This window comes from Nocardia sp. NPDC004278 (assembly GCF_053602975.1).
On sequence record NZ_JBSGEQ010000002.1, the window covers coordinates 130,231 to 146,435 of the forward strand.

The 16,205-nt window shown below is 65.4% G+C and carries 15 protein-coding genes; 9 read left to right on the plus strand and 6 right to left on the minus strand.

The genetic code is table 11. The features are described 5' to 3' along the window. Window positions 1-59 precede the first annotated feature (59 nt). Together ACWEO2_RS03185 and ACWEO2_RS03190 are read left to right on the plus strand one after the other, a co-directional pair. Window positions 60-473 carry a YybH family protein gene (locus ACWEO2_RS03185; RefSeq protein ID WP_452403834.1) on the plus strand — a complete coding sequence of 138 codons (414 nt, stop codon included), beginning with the start codon at window positions 60-62 and terminating at the stop codon, window positions 471-473. Between the two features lie 104 nt (window positions 474-577). Continuing rightward, window positions 578-1,618 (plus strand): crotonase/enoyl-CoA hydratase family protein, encoded by a 1,041-nt coding sequence (locus ACWEO2_RS03190; protein ID WP_452403835.1) that lies wholly within the window; start codon window positions 578-580, stop codon window positions 1,616-1,618. Window positions 1,619-1,692: 74 nt separating this feature from the next. Here the strand turns inward: ACWEO2_RS03190 and ACWEO2_RS03195 are convergent, their stop codons facing one another. Continuing rightward, window positions 1,693-2,205: a recombinase family protein gene (locus tag ACWEO2_RS03195; protein ID WP_452404144.1), complete on the minus strand. Its 513-nt coding sequence runs from the start codon at window positions 2,203-2,205 to the stop codon at window positions 1,693-1,695. Window positions 2,206-2,215: 10 nt separating this feature from the next. Beyond that, window positions 2,216-2,812, minus strand: coding sequence for a TetR/AcrR family transcriptional regulator (locus ACWEO2_RS03200; RefSeq protein ID WP_452403836.1), 597 nt, complete (start codon window positions 2,810-2,812; stop codon window positions 2,216-2,218). A 70-nt stretch (window positions 2,813-2,882) separates the two neighbouring features. On the opposite strand from ACWEO2_RS03200, the gene asnB reads away from it, so the two are divergent. Both asnB and ACWEO2_RS03210 read left to right on the plus strand, forming a co-directional pair. Beyond that, on the plus strand, window positions 2,883-4,730 hold the full coding sequence (gene asnB, locus ACWEO2_RS03205; RefSeq protein WP_452403837.1) for an asparagine synthase (glutamine-hydrolyzing): 1,848 nt from the start codon (window positions 2,883-2,885) through the stop codon (window positions 4,728-4,730). Window positions 4,731-4,746: 16 nt separating this feature from the next. Continuing rightward, on the plus strand, window positions 4,747-4,995 hold the full coding sequence (locus ACWEO2_RS03210; protein ID WP_452403838.1) for a hypothetical protein: 249 nt from the start codon (window positions 4,747-4,749) through the stop codon (window positions 4,993-4,995). 91 nt (window positions 4,996-5,086) lie between these two features. On the opposite strand, the gene ACWEO2_RS03215 is transcribed toward ACWEO2_RS03210, so the two are convergent. Continuing rightward, complete coding sequence (locus ACWEO2_RS03215) at window positions 5,087-6,475, minus strand: phenylacetate--CoA ligase family protein (RefSeq protein ID WP_452403839.1); 1,389 nt, start codon at window positions 6,473-6,475, stop codon at window positions 5,087-5,089. Window positions 6,476-6,648: 173 nt separating this feature from the next. On the opposite strand from ACWEO2_RS03215, the gene ACWEO2_RS03220 reads away from it, so the two are divergent. Then, on the plus strand, window positions 6,649-8,217 hold the full coding sequence (locus ACWEO2_RS03220; protein WP_452403840.1) for an alpha/beta hydrolase: 1,569 nt from the start codon (window positions 6,649-6,651) through the stop codon (window positions 8,215-8,217). A gap of 18 nt (window positions 8,218-8,235) precedes the next feature. Here the strand turns inward: ACWEO2_RS03220 and ACWEO2_RS03225 are convergent, their stop codons facing one another. Continuing rightward, window positions 8,236-10,350, minus strand: a complete 2,115-nt coding sequence (locus tag ACWEO2_RS03225; protein ID WP_452403841.1) for a serine/threonine-protein kinase — start codon at window positions 10,348-10,350, stop codon at window positions 8,236-8,238. 188 nt (window positions 10,351-10,538) lie between these two features. Between ACWEO2_RS03225 and ACWEO2_RS03230 the strand changes: the two genes are divergently transcribed. After that, window positions 10,539-11,147, plus strand: coding sequence for an HAD family hydrolase (locus tag ACWEO2_RS03230; RefSeq protein WP_354960048.1), 609 nt, complete (start codon window positions 10,539-10,541; stop codon window positions 11,145-11,147). On the opposite strand, the gene ACWEO2_RS03235 is transcribed toward ACWEO2_RS03230, so the two are convergent. Then, on the minus strand, window positions 11,144-11,791 hold the full coding sequence (locus tag ACWEO2_RS03235) for a TetR/AcrR family transcriptional regulator C-terminal domain-containing protein (protein ID WP_433734355.1): 648 nt from the start codon (window positions 11,789-11,791) through the stop codon (window positions 11,144-11,146). The two genes, ACWEO2_RS03230 and ACWEO2_RS03235, sit on opposite strands and share 4 nt — an antisense overlap. Window positions 11,792-11,922: 131 nt before the next feature. Here ACWEO2_RS03235 and ACWEO2_RS03240 point away from each other — a divergent pair, with 131 nt between their 5' ends. Beyond that, a complete protein-coding gene (locus tag ACWEO2_RS03240; protein ID WP_452403842.1) occupies window positions 11,923-13,071 on the plus strand; it encodes an acyl-CoA dehydrogenase family protein in 1,149 nt (382 codons plus the stop codon). Between the two features lie 34 nt (window positions 13,072-13,105). Further along, a complete protein-coding gene (gene fabG, locus ACWEO2_RS03245) occupies window positions 13,106-13,858 on the plus strand; it encodes a 3-oxoacyl-ACP reductase FabG (RefSeq protein ID WP_452403843.1) in 753 nt (250 codons plus the stop codon). A 676-nt stretch (window positions 13,859-14,534) separates the two neighbouring features. Here fabG and ACWEO2_RS03250 read toward each other — a convergent pair. Next, on the minus strand, window positions 14,535-15,254 hold the full coding sequence (locus ACWEO2_RS03250) for an SDR family oxidoreductase (RefSeq protein ID WP_452403844.1): 720 nt from the start codon (window positions 15,252-15,254) through the stop codon (window positions 14,535-14,537). 100 nt (window positions 15,255-15,354) lie between these two features. On the opposite strand from ACWEO2_RS03250, the gene ACWEO2_RS03255 reads away from it, so the two are divergent. Continuing rightward, window positions 15,355-16,203 carry a helix-turn-helix transcriptional regulator gene (locus ACWEO2_RS03255; protein WP_452403845.1) on the plus strand — a complete coding sequence of 283 codons (849 nt, stop codon included), beginning with the start codon at window positions 15,355-15,357 and terminating at the stop codon, window positions 16,201-16,203. Window positions 16,204-16,205: the final 2 nt, after the last annotated feature.

Sequence of the window (16,205 nt, forward strand, 5' to 3'; positions counted from 1 at the left end):
CTGAGTAAGAGCCACGGCCTATACCCGCGCGGCCGTGCCGGAAAGGACGACGACCCGATATGTCCGATGACGAAAAGCAGATCCGGATCCTGATCGAGCGGTGGGCGGCGGCGGTTCATACCGGTGATCTGGCCGGAGCGCTCACCGATCACGCCGACGATATCGTCATGTTCGACGTGCCCCCGCCGAACGAGGGTGTGCGCGGTATCGACGCGTATCGGGATGTCTGGCCCGGCTTCTTCGAATGGCAGGCATCGGGTGCGACATTCGACATCGTGTCGCTCGAGGTCGTCGCCGGTGCGGATGTGGCCTTCGCATACGCGCTGCTCTTGTGCGGTACGGCGGAGGATTTCGCGCGCGACCCGGCCAAGCGGCTGCGGATAACGTTCGGCCTGCGCAAAGAGTACGGCCGCTGGGTCGTGGTGCACGAACACCATTCTTTCCCCGACGACAGCGCCGCACCCGAGGTCTGAGACGACCCCGGTTCGCTACGGTGACATCGAGCGCAACGATGCACCGGCCGCCAGTGCCAGCATCGTTGCCGAGAGCGCGGCATCGAGTGCACCGGGAGTTCCACGTGAATCAGCCTGATAACGACGCCTTTTCCAACCATGCGGGCACCCGCCCCGCCGCCTGGTACGAGAACTGGACGGAGGTCCCCGATTCGCCGTGGCGGGATCGGCCCGAGCCGGGCGGCGAACGGGAATACCGCACGCTCACCTACGAACGCGATGGGCGCATAGCGCGCATCACCTTCAACCGTCCGGAGAAGGGCAACACGATCACCCCGGATACCCCGGTCGATCTCGCGCACGCGGTAGAGCGCGCCGACCTGGATCCGCGGGTGCACGTGATCCTGGTATCCGGACGGGGCAAGGGCTTCTGCGGCGGCTATGACCTGGATATGTTCGCCGAACAGGGCAGCCACGGTGTCGATGGTTCGACCGACACCACCGGCACCGTGGCCGATCCGGTGGTGCAGGCGGTCAATCACAATCCCTGGGGCACCTGGGATCCGATGATCGACTACGCCATGATGAGCCGGTTCAACCGCGGATTCGCCAGCCTCATGAATGCCAATAAACCGACGGTCGCCAAACTGCACGGCTTCGCCATCGCGGGCGGCACCGATATCGCGCTCTACTCCGACCAGATCATCTGCGCCGACGACACCAAGATCGGCTACCCGCCGACCCGGGTCTGGGGCATCCCGGCGGCGGGCATGTGGGCGCATCGCCTCGGCGATCAGCGTGCCAAGCGGCTGCTGTTCACCGGCGACTGCATCAGCGGGAAACAGGCCGAGGAATGGGGTCTCGCGGTCGAATCCTGTCCGGCCGATGAACTCGACGAGCGCACCGAGGCCTTGGTGGCCCGGATCGCGCGAATGCCGGTCAACCAACTGATGATGGCCAAGCTCGCGCTCAATTCGGCACTGCATTCGCAGGGTGTGACGAACTCCGCGATGATCAGCACCGTCTTCGACGGAATCTCCCGGCATACGCGCGAGGGTTACGCCTTCCAACTGCGTTCGGCCACCGTGGGTTTCCGCGAGGCCGTCCGCGAACGCGACGAACCGTTCGGCGACTACAAGCGGGCCCAGTTCCGCTCCGAGGAATAGGGGGTGTTGATAAGGATCGTGTCAACAGCCGCAAAGGCAAGGCGGCCACCTGATGCTCGCCGGCAAGGATCGTGTTACCTGCCGCAAATTGCTGTGGCAGTGGCTTTCTCGGTGTAGTTTGCGCGTCTGTGGTGCGTGAGCTGGACCACGACGAGCTGATCGACCGTTGGACGCTTGTCGAGGACGAGATCGAGTTGGTCGGCGGCAAACGCGGTGCGACCCGGCTCGGGTTCGCGATATCGCTGCCGTTTGTACCGAGCGTGGGCGCTTCCCGCGCGGCCGGGCCGAGATCCCGGACGAGACAATTGGTTACGCGGCCCCCGAACAGGTTGGCCCAGTCGTAGACCTGGGGGCCGAGCCCCGAGCAGCACCTCCCGGTCACGTAGCCCGCCGAGGATCTGCCCGGCTTCGGCTGTGTTGCGCGCGAACCGGTCGAACCGCGTCGCGGTCAGCACTACCGGCCGGTCGGTGACTGCCGCAGCCGCCGCAGTCACGGCGATGATCGCATTGTCCGGTCCGGTGCGGTTGCGGCGGGTGGTGCCGGAGAATCTCTTGTCGACGAAGATCCGATCGACCGAACTCAGGATCCCCGGGCCATCAGCGAAAGTTTGCTGCTACCAGGTGAATCGCCGACACCAGTGCCGGCGTCAGCGGTTCATCTCGATCGGCGGCCGAGCGCACCGCCGCGATCCCCGCGCCGACGAACGCGCCGACGATCGTCGCCGCCCGCAACTCATCGAGATCCTCAGGAAAGCTCTCCCGCAACGCCTGTGTCATCCGTTCCTGCGTGGTGAACGTACGGTGCAGCACCGCACCGTACAGCGACGGCACCGTGAACAGCAGGCGGGCCCGGGCTGCTCCCATCTCGTTGTCCGGGTCGTCTCGGCGCTCGGTCTCGAGCATCGCCTCGAACGCGCGCAGTACCAGATCCGCGGGCACCTCGCCGGGTTCCGGCCGACGCAGTGCATGCAGTCCGGCGTCGATGATGTCAGACCGGTCGCCGAAGACCAGGTCCTCCTTTGTGGCGAAATAGTTGAAGAACGTGCCAGGGGATACCTCTGCGGTGCGAGCGATTTCGGCGGTCGTCGTCTTGTCGTAGCCCTTTTCCCCGAACAGCTTGTAGGCCGTCCGAAGCAAGGTTCGGCGGGTGCGCTCCTTCTTCAGCTCCCGCAATCCGACCTCGGTGTCACCCATGCCACTACTGTACTACAGCTGCTCTAAAATTGATGTTGCATTAAAGTTAGAGTGACTGCAATATGGAACCATGTGTGGAATCACCGGATGGGTATCCTTCAACCGAGACCTGACCCGCGAGCGCAGCACTGTCGAGGCGATGACCGCCACGATGGGCGAACGCGGACCTGATGCCGGGGGTCTGTGGATCGAGGGCCCCGCGGCCCTCGGGCATCGCCGCCTGGCCGTCATCGACATCGCCGGCGGCGTTCAGCCGATGGCCGTCGAGACTCCGAACGGCACTGTGGTGCTGGTGTATTCGGGAGAGATCTACAACTTCACCGAGCTGCGCAGCGAACTGGCCGCGCGGGGACACCGATTCCGCAGCCGCTCGGATACCGAGGTCGTGCTGCGCGGTTACCTGGAGTGGGGCAACGCGGTGGCCGAGCGGCTGCTCGGCATGTATGCCTTCGCGCTGTGGGACACGCGCGTGCAGCGACTGGTGCTGATCCGCGACCGGCTGGGCATCAAACCGCTGTACCTGTGGCCGACGACAGACGGGGTGCTGTTCGGCTCGGAACCCAAAGCGATACTTGCCAATCCACTGGCGCGGCCGGCGCTCGGACTGGACGGGCTGCGGGAGCTGTTCACGATGATCAGTGATCCGCGTACAGCGGTGTGGGAGGGGATGCAACAAGTTGATCCGGGCACCGTGGTGACCGTGAGTCGGGAGGGGGTGCATCGGCGCCGCTACTGGGAATTGGCGACCGCCGAGCACACCGATGACCTGCCTGCGACGATCGGAACCGTGCGTGGGCTGCTGCAGGACAGCGTCGCGCGGCAACTGGTCGCCGATGTGCCGCTGTGCACCCTGCTGTCCGGCGGGCTGGACTCCTCGGCGATCACCGCACTCGCCGCGGAGCGGTTGCGTGACAAAAACGAATCCGTGCGGTCGTTCACCGTCGACTTCGCCGACCAGGAACGCAATTTCGTCGCCGACGAATGGCGTTCGACGCTCGACTCCCCGTTTGCCCGCGAGGTGGCCGGGCATGTCGGTGCGCGGCACAGCAGCGTTGTCATCAATCCGGCGAACCTGGCCGCACCCGAGGTTCGGGCCGCGGTCGTCGCGGCGCGCGATCTACCCTGCGGGTACGGCGATTCCGATGCTTCGCTGTACCTGTTGTCGCGGGCGGTACGGGAACACTCCACGGTCGCTCTGTCGGGAGAGTCGGCCGACGAAATCTTCGCCGGATATCGCTGGTTCCACGAACCATCGCTGCGCGATGCCGAGACATTCCCCTGGATGGCAGCGATGCCCAAAGAGCTGACCCGGCGGACGAGCCTGCTGCGCCCGGAACTGACGCGCGAACTCGATCTCGACACCTATGTACAGGACAAGTACCGGGAAGCCGTCGCGCCGGTCGAAACCCTGCCGGGTGAGGGCGAGCTCGACACCAGGATCCGACAGTTGTCGTATCTGCATCTCACCCGTTTCCTGCGGGCGATGCTGGACCGCAAGGATCGGATGAGCATGGCGACCGGGCTCGAGGTGCGAGTCCCCTTCTGCGATCACCGGCTCATCGAGTACGTCTACAACGTGCCGTGGACGATGCGTGTATACGACGGGCAGGAGAAGAGCCTGCTGCGCGGCGCCACTGCCGCACTCCTGCCGCAGTCGGTGGTCGAGCGCAAGAAGGCGCACTATCCATTGGCGTCGGACAGCGCGTATCTGACTGCGCTGCAACAGCAGTCGATGCAGGTGCTCCGTGACCGCCGCAGCCATCAGGTATTCGAACTGGTCGACGCCGACGCGGTGACCAAGCTCGCCGACCGTCCCGTGGATGGTGGCATCAGTCTGGCCCAGCGCATCGGGCTCGAACAATTCCTGGACCTGATCGTGTGGTTGGACCGCTACGACCCGGTGGTCCGGACCGCGTGACCCGGATCCCAACGGTGTGACCGATCTGCGGCATCCTCGTCGGCGATCTGCTGTCGTTGATGATCGCCAGCAGATCATCAAGCACCGCCGGTCTTCCGCCGCGTCGTTCCCACTGCGGCGACCTTCGCCGATCGCGTCCCAAGAAATGGCGACTTACCTGCTCGCTCGCAGCGAGGGCACCATCGGCGAGCTGACCGGCCTTGCTCACCGATGCCACGGTCGCAGCGATCGAGTCCAGCGAGGCGTCGAGAAACTCGGCAACTGACCCTATTCAGACGTCGTTCGCACCGGTCGAACATGTGGTGTTGGGGTGCACCCAATCGGACAAGACATCTCGTGCGCGGTCCGCCCCGGACTCAGCGGGTATAGCGGTGTTTGACACCGAATGGGAAGTAGTCGGGGTCTCCGGTGGGGCGCAGTTCGACGTGTGGGAGTTGACGTTCGGGTGGCACGTAATGTGCGTATTCGCTATTGCGACGCAGCAGTTCATCGCGGATGGATGCGGCGACGCGGCGGGTGCGTTCGGGGGTGTTCGCCGCGTCGGTGACCAGTTCGACGGTGACGCGCAGCATCCGGTCGTGGTCGGCGTTCTCCCACACCTCCAGCACGAATTTGCCCGTCACCCATTCACTGACTTCGGGCTGTTCCAATCCGATCGTCACGGTCTCTGGAAAGACGTTCGCGCCGAATATCGATACTGCGTGCAGTGTGCGCCCGAATACGTACACGAACGGCAGTTCGGGCCCGGTATCGGTACCGAGATCGAGGCCGTGCGCGGCGCAGAACGCGAGCATATCGGCATGCGAGACCACCCCACCGTCATCGGCGATGTGATACCGGACCAGCGGAACTCCGCAGTCGGCGGTGAAGGCCAGTGTGCCGTCGACGGATTCGAAATATCGATCCGCCGGATCGTATTGCAGCAGCGTCGGCAGCCGCCGCGTGCCGAACAATTCCACCCCGGCGGGATGCTCGCCCAGAAGTCTGCGGATCCGCACGCTCAACGGCGTCTCATTGCCGAGCACTCCCCTATCAGCGGTCCCATAGAGCGCGGCCACATCCCGTACCGGATCCAGACCCGCCCGCCGCGCCATCAGATCGCGCCACTGCTCGCTGATCACCTCACCGGCCAGCACAAGTTTGACTGCATAGCGCGACCATTCGATGCCAGCGCGCAGGCCGGTATCGATCACATCCTTGAGAAACGGCGGATAGCCCAGCAGCACAACCTGATCGACATGCCCGCCCAACTCCGGGATCACTCGCAGGATCTCGGCCTTGTTATTACCCGGCGCGACGATCGTCAGCGGCAGCTCCCCGGCCAACGCCCGCAGACACGACAGCGTGTACAGCCCGCCGACCCAGGTCCCGAGCGGAAAGCACACCACCGCCAGCGTGCGCGTCCGCGCGGCGCCGAATCCGCCGACGAGTACCTGCTCGAAGCGGCGCACCGATGCCGCCTCATCCGCGGCGGCGCGCGGCCAAAACGTCGGCGTACCAGTCGATCCCGAGGACACCGCGATCAGATCGCAATTGCTCAGATCACCGCCGCGGCATCGCTGCGGTAGCGGATAGCGCTGGTGATAGTTGGCCTTGGTCGTCAACGGCAGTTGCTGGAACGCCGCGGTATCGGTGATCTTCTCCGCATCGATACCGTGTTCATCGAGAAATGCCCGGTACGCGGGCACCGTGGCTGCGGTCCGCGCCACCAGTTCGAGAATTCGCTGATTCGGATCGGCTGTCATGCCCGACCTTTCTCCCCGTTCGCGGCATCCACGCTACCGGTGTCGCTTTCACGACATGCGCCACTGACGGGATCAATAGTGGGAAGATGGTTTCATCGCCTTCGGCGTACGCCTCGTTGGAGGACAAACGCGGCGTCGGGGCAATCGCGCAGTAACCAGGGGGGTCCCACAGCATGCGGTATCGGTATCGGATCTTCCCCGCGCTGGCCGCGCTGCTGCTCATCACGACGGGCTGTGCGAGCCTGTTGACCGTGCCCGGCACGCCGGTGGTCGTGCAGCCGCTGCCGACGGTCGAGGCTTATATGGCCCAGCGCATCGACTGGCAGCCGTGCGAGAACGGCGCGGCCGAATGCGGTTCGATCCGAGTACCCGTGGACTATGCCGATCCCGGCGCCATGGCCATCACCATGCCGCTGATCCGATTACGCGCCACCAATCCGGCGGCACGTCTCGGTGTTCTCACTGCGAATCCCGGCGGGCCCGGCGAATCCGGCTATGAACAGGTGCGTTACGCGCTGAATCCGAAGGATACGGGCCTGCGCAAATTCCGTATCCGCTACGACCTGGTCGGTTTCGATCCGCGCGGCGTCGGCCGCACCGCCGCGGTCAGCTGCCTCAGCGATAAGGAAATGGACGACTACCTCGCCACCGACTTCACCCCGACCGATGCGGCCGGCGTGCGCCGGGTCGCCGACGCGCACAAGCGCTATGCCGCCGCCTGCCTGCGCCATACCGGCAAACTCCTCGGCTTCCTCGGCACCGAGTTCGTTACGCAGGATATGGACATCATGCGTTCGGCCCTCGGCGAGGACAAGCTCAACTACTTCGGCTTCTCCTACGGCACCCGGCTCGGCCAGTACTACGCCGACCGGTTTCCGGCGCATGTCGGGCGCATGATGCTCGATTCGATCGACGATCCGAGCCGAACGACGGATCGCTGGCATTTCACTCCCGATCCCCAACCGGATCCGACCCGGCTCTGGGCACAAGACCGGACCGTGCGCGACATACTCAACGCCTGTGCCGCACGCCCGGATTGCCCACTTGACCACGATCCCGGTATCGCCATGCGCAAGCTGCGCGAGTTGATCGATCGCGTGGACAAGAACCCTATTCCGACCAAGGACGGCCGCAAGCTCGGCTCGAATCTGGCGGTGGTCGGCATCTTCGAGGCCACCTATGACCAAGCCATGTGGCCGTGGTTCGAGCGGGCGTTCGCCGATGCACTGGAGGGCGACGGCACCGGACTCGCCCGACTCGCCGACCGTTATGTCGGCCGTAGTGACACCGGCCGCTACACCTCCTCGGATCCCGCCTTCTGGGCGGTGCAGTGCGCCAACGACGATCCCAAGAGCTACCGCTCGAAGTCCGAGGAGCAGATTCTGGCCGAACTCCAGCACAATGCCGATCTGGCCGAGGTCACCTCGCCGCTGTTCGGCCGGAACCGGGCCTTCAGCAAACCGCTGTGCCTGTTCTGGCCGGTGCCGCCGACGAGCGTGTCGAAGGCCGCGCCCGCGATCGGCGCACCGACCATCGTGCTGCTCAACAACACCCGCGATCCGGCTACACCGCTGACGGAGGCGCAGCATGTCGCCGAGGAACTCGCCGACGCGGTGCTCGTTGTCCGCGAACACGAGGGGCATATCGCCTTCGATAACGGCTCTGCCTGCATCGACGCCATCGCCGTCGGATACTTCTTCGACGGCGTGGTCCCCGACCGCGGCACCCGCTGCGACGACTGATTCCCTCGCGGCGCAGCACTAGCGGAAGTGCTTATCGAACCAATTCAGCAGTTGGGCTTCGGTTTTCGGACCGGGCAGCGGATTCTCCGGTAGGAGTGTGCAGAATTGGGCAATCAGGTGTGCGTCGTCGTGCACGGCGACCAGACAGGTCCGGGTGCCGAGTTTTGGATCGCTGTCCAGGAAGCAGAACAAGCGGCCGATCGGGTTGCTCGCCGTGCCCCATACGTCGTCGGCGCCGCCGCCCCCACCACAGACGTGTCCACCGAGCAGGCCGACATCGGCTCGGTACAGGGTCTGGGCCGACTGGGTGTCGGGGAATCCGAAGAAGACGGCGGACGGATAATCGGCCGGAGTACTGCACTCGATGGCGGCGTTCACCGTGCCGCCGGGCGGGGACATGTGCGAACAGTTCGTCGGCCGATAGTCGTTGCCGAGCCGACTGAAGACCGCGCGGTCCTCCGGGGTGAAATAGTCCGGGTCACGGGCGGTTTCGTTGGTCAGGAACTGCGACGCGGTGAACTTGCCCAGGTAATCGCGCAGCGGTTCGTCACTCGGTGTCGGCCAGATGAAGAATGCCAGTGCCAGTTGGGTTTCATCGGTCATCAGCAGGGATGGCTTCGGCGCGTTCGGTGTTTCCGCGCGGTTGGCGACGCAGGCCTTGCGGCCGATCTCCTTGCCGTCGAGGATCGAGGGGCCGTCCGATCCGGCGGGGTCATCCGGGCAGTTCTTGGCCTGGAAGGTGCGCACCAGCAGGTTGTAGTAGTCGCGCAAGTCGTCGAGGCGGCGGAAACGCATGTATCGGGCCGCAGGTTCACTGGCCGCGGGGTGCTCGGCGCAGAAGATGACCGCGACGGTGGTGGAGGTGTCGGGCTGCTCGTGCTGGCAGGTGGAACGTTTGCGGCCGGTCTCGGCGACGATCTTCAGTAGGTCGACATCCGCGCCACGCAACGCGCTGGCATCGGCGAGCGCGGTGCCTTTGCGATCACCGAGCAATGTCCACACCCCGAATCCGGTTCCGGCGGCGATGATGGCGGCGACGGTCAGGATGAGTGCGACGACAGCACGGCGACGCCGTCCGCGCTTCGGGGCATCTGTTTTCTGGTCGCCGGTAGACCGGGAATCGGTGGGCTGGGCTTCGGGATGGGCATGCTCTGCATCGAGGAGCCCGGCAGCGGGTGAATCACCCATTCCCCCTGTGGCATTCGATGTTCGATCAGCGACGGCATCGTGCACACCGGTGGCGGGTCCAGGCGTTACCGAGGTCTGGGTGCGCCCCTCGGTAAGGGCTGCGGCGCTCGTCAGCGCCGCCTGTGCGGCGCTCGCGAGTTCACCGGCGGCGCCGAAACGTTCGCGCACATTCTTGGCCATGCCGCGGGCGACGACGGTATCGAGCGCGGGCGATACATTCGGCCGGATCATGCTCGGGCGCGGCACCGGCTCGAACAGATGCGCGCTGATGATCTGGGCATCGGTGCTACCTGGATAAGGCCTTGCGCCCGTGAGACATTCGTACAGCACACACGCCAAGGAATAGACATCGACCGCGCGTGTGGTGTGCTCGGCCCGGAATCGCTCCGGCGCCATATAACTGAACGAACCGATCACCGCACCATGGGTCGTCAGCCGATGATCGGCACTCGAATGGGCGATACCGAAATCGACCAGATAGGCGAAGCCATCCGGCGTGAGCAGGATATTGTCCGGTTTGACGTCACGGTGGATCAGTCCCTCCGCGTGCGCGGCATCCAATGCGGCGGCGATCTGACGGATCACCGAAACCGCATCCTCCGGCGCCATCGGCCCGTTGGTGCGCAACACCGGCACCAGGCTGGCACCGTCCACCAATCGCATATCTATGTAGAGGTGGCCGTCGATCTCGCCGTAATCGTGAATCGGGATGACATGCGGTTCCCGCAGCCGCGCGGCGGCATCGGCCTCGCGCTGGAAGCGCTCGCGGTACCCATGGTCCAGCGCGAGCTTTTCCAGCAGCACCTTGATCGCGACGGTCCGGCGCTTGCGCATGTCGTAGGCCTGATAGACCTCGCCCATGCCGCCGCGACCGATCAGCCGATCCAACCGGTAGTGCCCGAACAGCGAGCCCACCATGAGTGGCTGGCCCTGCTGGCTCGTCATCTCGTCCTCCGCGATACAGACCGGAGCCGTTCGCTCGTCGGTCAACTGTAAATTCGCCCGCCGGTTCCCATCAGCGGTTTCGCACCGACTGCGGGAATGTTCCCCTCCATTGATCTTCGCAGCGCCTCCGTTGGTTAACCAGTGGAGCCGCAGTGCCGTCGATCGGACGCCGACGATAGGGTCCAATTGTGAGCTGGACCGTTGGCTTCGACCTCGATATGACACTGATCGACTCCCGCCCGGGGGTGAGCAAGGCGATCGACCAGTTGGGTGCGGAGTTCGGGCTGGCGCTGCGTGGGGCCGAGTTCGCCGACCGGCTCGGTCCGCCGCTGGGGATGCTGCTGGCCGATGCCGGTGCGCCCCAGGAGTTGATTGCGCCGCTCGTGGCCCGCTACCGGGAGATCTATCCGTCGATCGTGCCCCACATTCCGGCCATGCCGGGTGCCGACGCCGCCCTTGCGGCGGTACGTGCGCGCGGCGGGCGGGTGCTCATCGTGACCGGTAAGCACGAACCGCTGGCGCGACTGCACGTCGAAGAACTGGACTGGCGGATCGATGAGGTGGTCGGTGATCTCTGGTCGGACGGCAAGGCGGTCGCATTGCGCGAACACGGAGCCGATCTGTTCGTCGGCGATCACGAGGGCGATATGCGTGGCGCACGGGCAGCCGAGGTCTACGCGCTCGGGGTCACGACGGGTCCCTGCGATGCCGAGGAGTTGCGGGCCGCGGGAGCCGAATGCGTTGTGCGCGATCTCAGCGAGTTCCCGGACTGGCTGGCCGCGCACGGCCCGCGTTAACGTCCCCGCGCTGCGCCTTCCAGCGCCGCGAAGCGCAACGCCAATCCGTCCAGCAATGCGCGCAGCCCGGTCTCGAATGCGGCGTCATCAATATCGCGCTGGCGCCCCGACAGCAGATGCGCCTCGTCCAGATGCGGGTAGTTCCCGCGATAAACGGCCGCATCCTCGGGGAACCCGCCCGCGAACGACCCGAGCGTGGATCCGGTGACGAAGAACCGCATCAGCGCACCCACCTGCGTTGCCTCCCGCCGCGGCCAGCCCGCCGCCACCAAACCTCCGAACACCGCGTCGGCCTGCCGCAACGCGTTCGGTCGTCGGCCCATGCCGTGATTCAAGGCGGGCACCAACTTCGGGTGCGCCGCCAGCGCTGCGCGATACGATCTTGCCCAATCGCGCAGCGCCACTTGCCAATCCGAGATATCGGTGAACATCGACAGGTCGATCCGCCCGAGTACGGCGTCGACCATCGCGTCGAGCAGATCGTCCTTGGTGGCCACATGGTTGTAGAGCGAGGGGCCCTGTACGCCGAGTTCGGTGGCGAGTCTGCGGATCGATACCGCTTCCAGGCCTTCGGCATCAACCAGATCCAGCGCGGCCGACACGATGCGGTCGCGGCTGAGCAAGGGCCGACGCGGTCTGCCCAATGAAAACCTCCTGGTAGATCCAATCCAGTGTCGCACGGCGGATACCCGCGGCAACAAACTTGCATCGTTAGTTTATCGAGGGTTAGCATGGCAGAAACTTTCACCGTTAGTTTTAGCAGCCGGGAGTCGCGATGAACCTGGAACTCAGCGACGAACAGGCCGCCGCCCAGCAGCTCGCGGCGGATTTCGTCGACCGTGAGATCGCCCCGCACGCCACCGCATGGGACCGGGCCGAATCCGTCGATCCCAAGATCGTGTCCAAACTGGGCGAACTCGGCTTCCTCGGCCTGACCATTCCCGAGGAGTACGGCGGCAGCGGCGGTGACCACCTCACCTACTGTCTGGTCCTGGAGGAACTCGGGCGCGGCGATTCCGCCGTGCGTGGAATCGTTTCGGTCTCTTTGGGTTTGGTCACCAAATCGATCAACCATTACGGCACCGACGAGCAGAAGCGCACGTGGCTGCCGCGCCTCACCGCGGGCGCCGCACTGGGTTGCTTCGCCCTCACCGAACCCGGAACCGGTTCCGACGCGGCACAGTTGCGCACGCGCGCCGTTCGTGACGGCGACAACTGGGTGTTGTCCGGGACCAAAATGTTCATCACCAACGGCACCTGGGCCGATATCGCTCTCGTCTTCGCCCGCACCGGCGGTGAGGGACACCGTGGCATCACCGCATTCCTGGTCCCGACCGACTCCCCCGGCTTCACCGCCCGCACCATCCACGGCAAGCTCGGACTGCGCGGACAGGCCACCGCCGAACTTGTGCTCGACGGCGTCCGTATCCCTGACAGCGCCCGACTACACGACGCGGGCAAGGGTTTCACCGTCGCGATGGCGGCGCTGGCCAAGGGGCGGATGTCGGTGGCCGCAGGCTGCGTCGGCATAGCGCAGGCCTGCTTGGACGCCGCCGTCGGATACGCCACCGAGCGCGAACAATTCGGCAAGCCGATCGCGGGCCACCAACTGGTCCAGGAACTGCTCGCCGATATCGCCCTCGATGTGGACGCGGCCCGGCTGCTGGTGTGGCGGGTCGCCGATCTCATCGACCGCGGCGCCGAATTCGCGGTGGAATCGTCGAAGGCCAAATTGTTCGCCAGTGAGGCCGCGGTGCGCGCGGCCGATCGGGCGCTGCAGGTCTTCGGCGGCTACGGATATATCGACGAATTCCCGGTCGGTAAGTATCTGCGCGACGCGAAGGTCATGACCCTCTACGAGGGCACCAGCCAGATTCAGAAGCTGTTGATCGGACGTGCACTCACCGGGGTGAGCGCATTCTGATGACCGCCGTTCACAACCCCGAGGAGGACGTCAGATGACCAGATTCACCGACCGGGTCGCCGTTGTCACCGGCGCGGCCCAGGGCATCGGCGCGGCCACCGCACAACTGCTGGCCGCGCAGGGCGCGCAGGTCGCGGTGCTCGACCGCAATGCACCCGAGGACACCGCGAAGCAGATAGTCGCGGCGGGCGGTGCGGCCCGCAGCTACGTCTGCGACGTTACCGAGCGCGCCTCGGTGGAATCGGTATTCGCCGAGATCGCAACCGATCTCGGCGGTCCGCACATTCTGGTCAATAATGCGGGCATCACCCGCGACGATCTGTTCTTCCGATTGTCCGAAGACGACTGGAACGCGGTGCTCTCGGTCAACCTGACCGGTGTCTTCCACTGCACCCAGGCGGCTCAGGAGTACATGGTCGCCCAGCGCTACGGCAAGATCGTCTCGCTGTCGAGTCGCTCGGCGCTCGGTAATCGCGGTCAGGCGAACTATGCCGCCGCCAAGGCGGGCATCCAGGGCCTGACCGCGACGCTCGCCATCGAGCTCGGGCCGTACAACATCAATGTCAATGCTGTCGCACCGGGCTATATCGCCACCGCGATGACGGCCGCGACCGCGAATCGGGTCGGGCTCAGTGCCGAGGCCCATCAGCAGGCCGTGGCCGAGCGGACGCCGCTGGGGCGGGTTGGACAGCCCGAGGAGGTCGCGGCGGTGATCGCATTCCTGGCCAGTGATGAGGCGTCCTATGTCAGCGGTCAGACGCTGTACGTCAATGGTGGGGCTCGTTGAAGGCTGTAGTCGAGACCGAATGGTATGGGAAGATGGAGGTGGTTCGCGCACTCGACAGCGGGAACCGACGTATGGCATCACGCCAGAGGAAATAGCGCGTTGGAGATAGCCGCCGACTGAAGGAGCAACCATGCGCGCCAAGTCGAATCAGTTCTTCGCATCTACGCTTGCCGCGGTATTCGGCAGCCTCGTGATGGTGTCCGGTCCGGTCGCCATGGCTCAACCTCCGTCTTCGGATCCGACGATGGAGTGCAAGCCCGGAGATTTTCAGGTCCAAGGCCCCTACGACTGCAACTGTGGGCCGGACGGCAAGTGGGTCTGCAACGAACGGGGGCACGGAGGCGTCTAAGGCGTGTTTCGAAAGTGCCGTGTCAGTTTCATCGGCTCCCGAGTTGCTCGGGCCAATGGACACAGCGCAAGGGAGATAGCCGTCGACTGAGGGGAGCGACCATGCGCGCCAAGTCGAATCGGTTCTTCGGATCCGCGCTTGCCGCGGTATTCGGCAGCCTCGTGATGGTGTCCGGTCCGGTCGCCATGGCTCAACCTCCGCCCTCGAATCCAACGCCGGAGTGCCAGGCCGGAGAATCTCAGAACCAGGGCCCTTACTTCTGCGTCTGCGGCGACGACGGTCAGTGGGTCTGTCACCCACAGGACCGCTGAGCCCCGGGCTCGGCGTTCACCAGGGAACGGCGCCGGAACGGTTGAAGAACCCGCCGGTGGGTCCGTCCGGTCCGATCGTCGCGAGGTGCACGATGGCATCGGTGCCCTCGGTAACCGTTTGATGGCCCGAATTCCCGTTCAAATCCGTTGCGGTGTAACCCGGATCGGCGGCATTGACGCGCATCTGTGGCAGCTCGCGGGAGTACTGCGTGGTGATCATGTTCAGCGCGGTTTTCGAGGAGGGGTAGACCAGCCCGAGGATCTGCGATTCGATCCGGCTCGGATCGGAGGTATTGGTAATCGAACCGATGCCGCTGGACACCATCACGATGCGCGGGTGCGTGGCGGCGCGCAATAGCGGAAGGAAGGCGTGGGTCACCTGCACCGGCCCGAAAACGTTGGTCTCGAAGACATTTCGGAAATCGGCGGCCACGGTGTCGGCGGGCGTGGCGCGGGTGCCGCCGATACCCGCATTGTTGATCAACACATCCAGGTGCGGTGTCCGGCGCGCGATGGTCTCGACGGCGGCCGCGATCGACGCTGCGGAGGTCACGTCGAGCTGGACGAATTCGACATGCAAGCCCTGTTCGGCGAGATCGACGGCGGCGGCATTGCCGCGGTCCGCGTCGCGGGCACCGAGGAAGACCTGCCAGCCGAGTTCGGCCAGCCTGCGCACCGTCTCGCGGCCGAGTCCCTTGTTCGCCCCGGTCACCAGCGCTGTAGTCGTGTTGCTCATAGCTCGAGCTTGGCCACCGCACTGGTGCGGCTCCAGGGCCGAGAACTCCTGGGACCGGCAGTACCACCCCGGCGGCTGGGTACTGCGGCATCATCGAGGCATGGATCGCACCCAACTCGCCGCACTGCTGCGCCAGGCCCGTGCTCGGGTGCGGCCGGGCGATGTCGGACTGCCCAACGGCGCGCGCCGTCAGGTGCCCGGGTTGCGACGGGAGGAGGTCGCCCAGCTCGCCGGTGTCAGCGTGGACTATGTGGTCCGCCTCGAACAGGGCCGGGGACCACGCCCGTCCGCCGCGGTGCTCGGCGCACTGGCCCGCGCGCTGCGGCTCGAGGACATCGAACGGGATCTGATGTTCCGGCTCGCCGGTTCGGCGCCGCCGCAGGTGGGGCGTATCGCCATGGTGGTGCGGCCGAGCGTGTTGCGGCTGTTGGACCGGATGGCCGATCTGCCCGCGCTGGTGATTTCCGCCAAAGCCGATGTGCTGGCCTGGAATTCGATGGCAGCGGCGCTGCTCGGCGACTTCTCCGGGTGGTCACCCGCGCGGAGGAATATCATCTGGCAGTCGTTTCTCGGCACCGAGCCCTCGCGTGTGGTGTTCACCCCCGCGGAGGCCGAGGCGGCGGCGGAGTCCTGGGTCGCCTCGCTCCGCAGCGCGAAGGCCACATATCCTGACGATCCGGACCTGGCTCGCCTGATCACCGAATTATGTTCGCGCAGTGAGCGATTCGAGCGGCTGTGGCGCGAGGGACGGACCGGGAACTGGCGCAGTGCCACCAAGACCATCGATCATCCCGAGGTCGGACGGATGGTGCTCGATTGCGATGCGCTGTTCGTGCCCGATACCGATCAGGCGGTTGTCGTCTACTCGGCGGCACCCGGCACTCCGGCTGCTTCGGCGCTGGAACTGCTGCGTATCACGGGGACTCAGCAGCTCAGTGAGCGGCGTTAGGG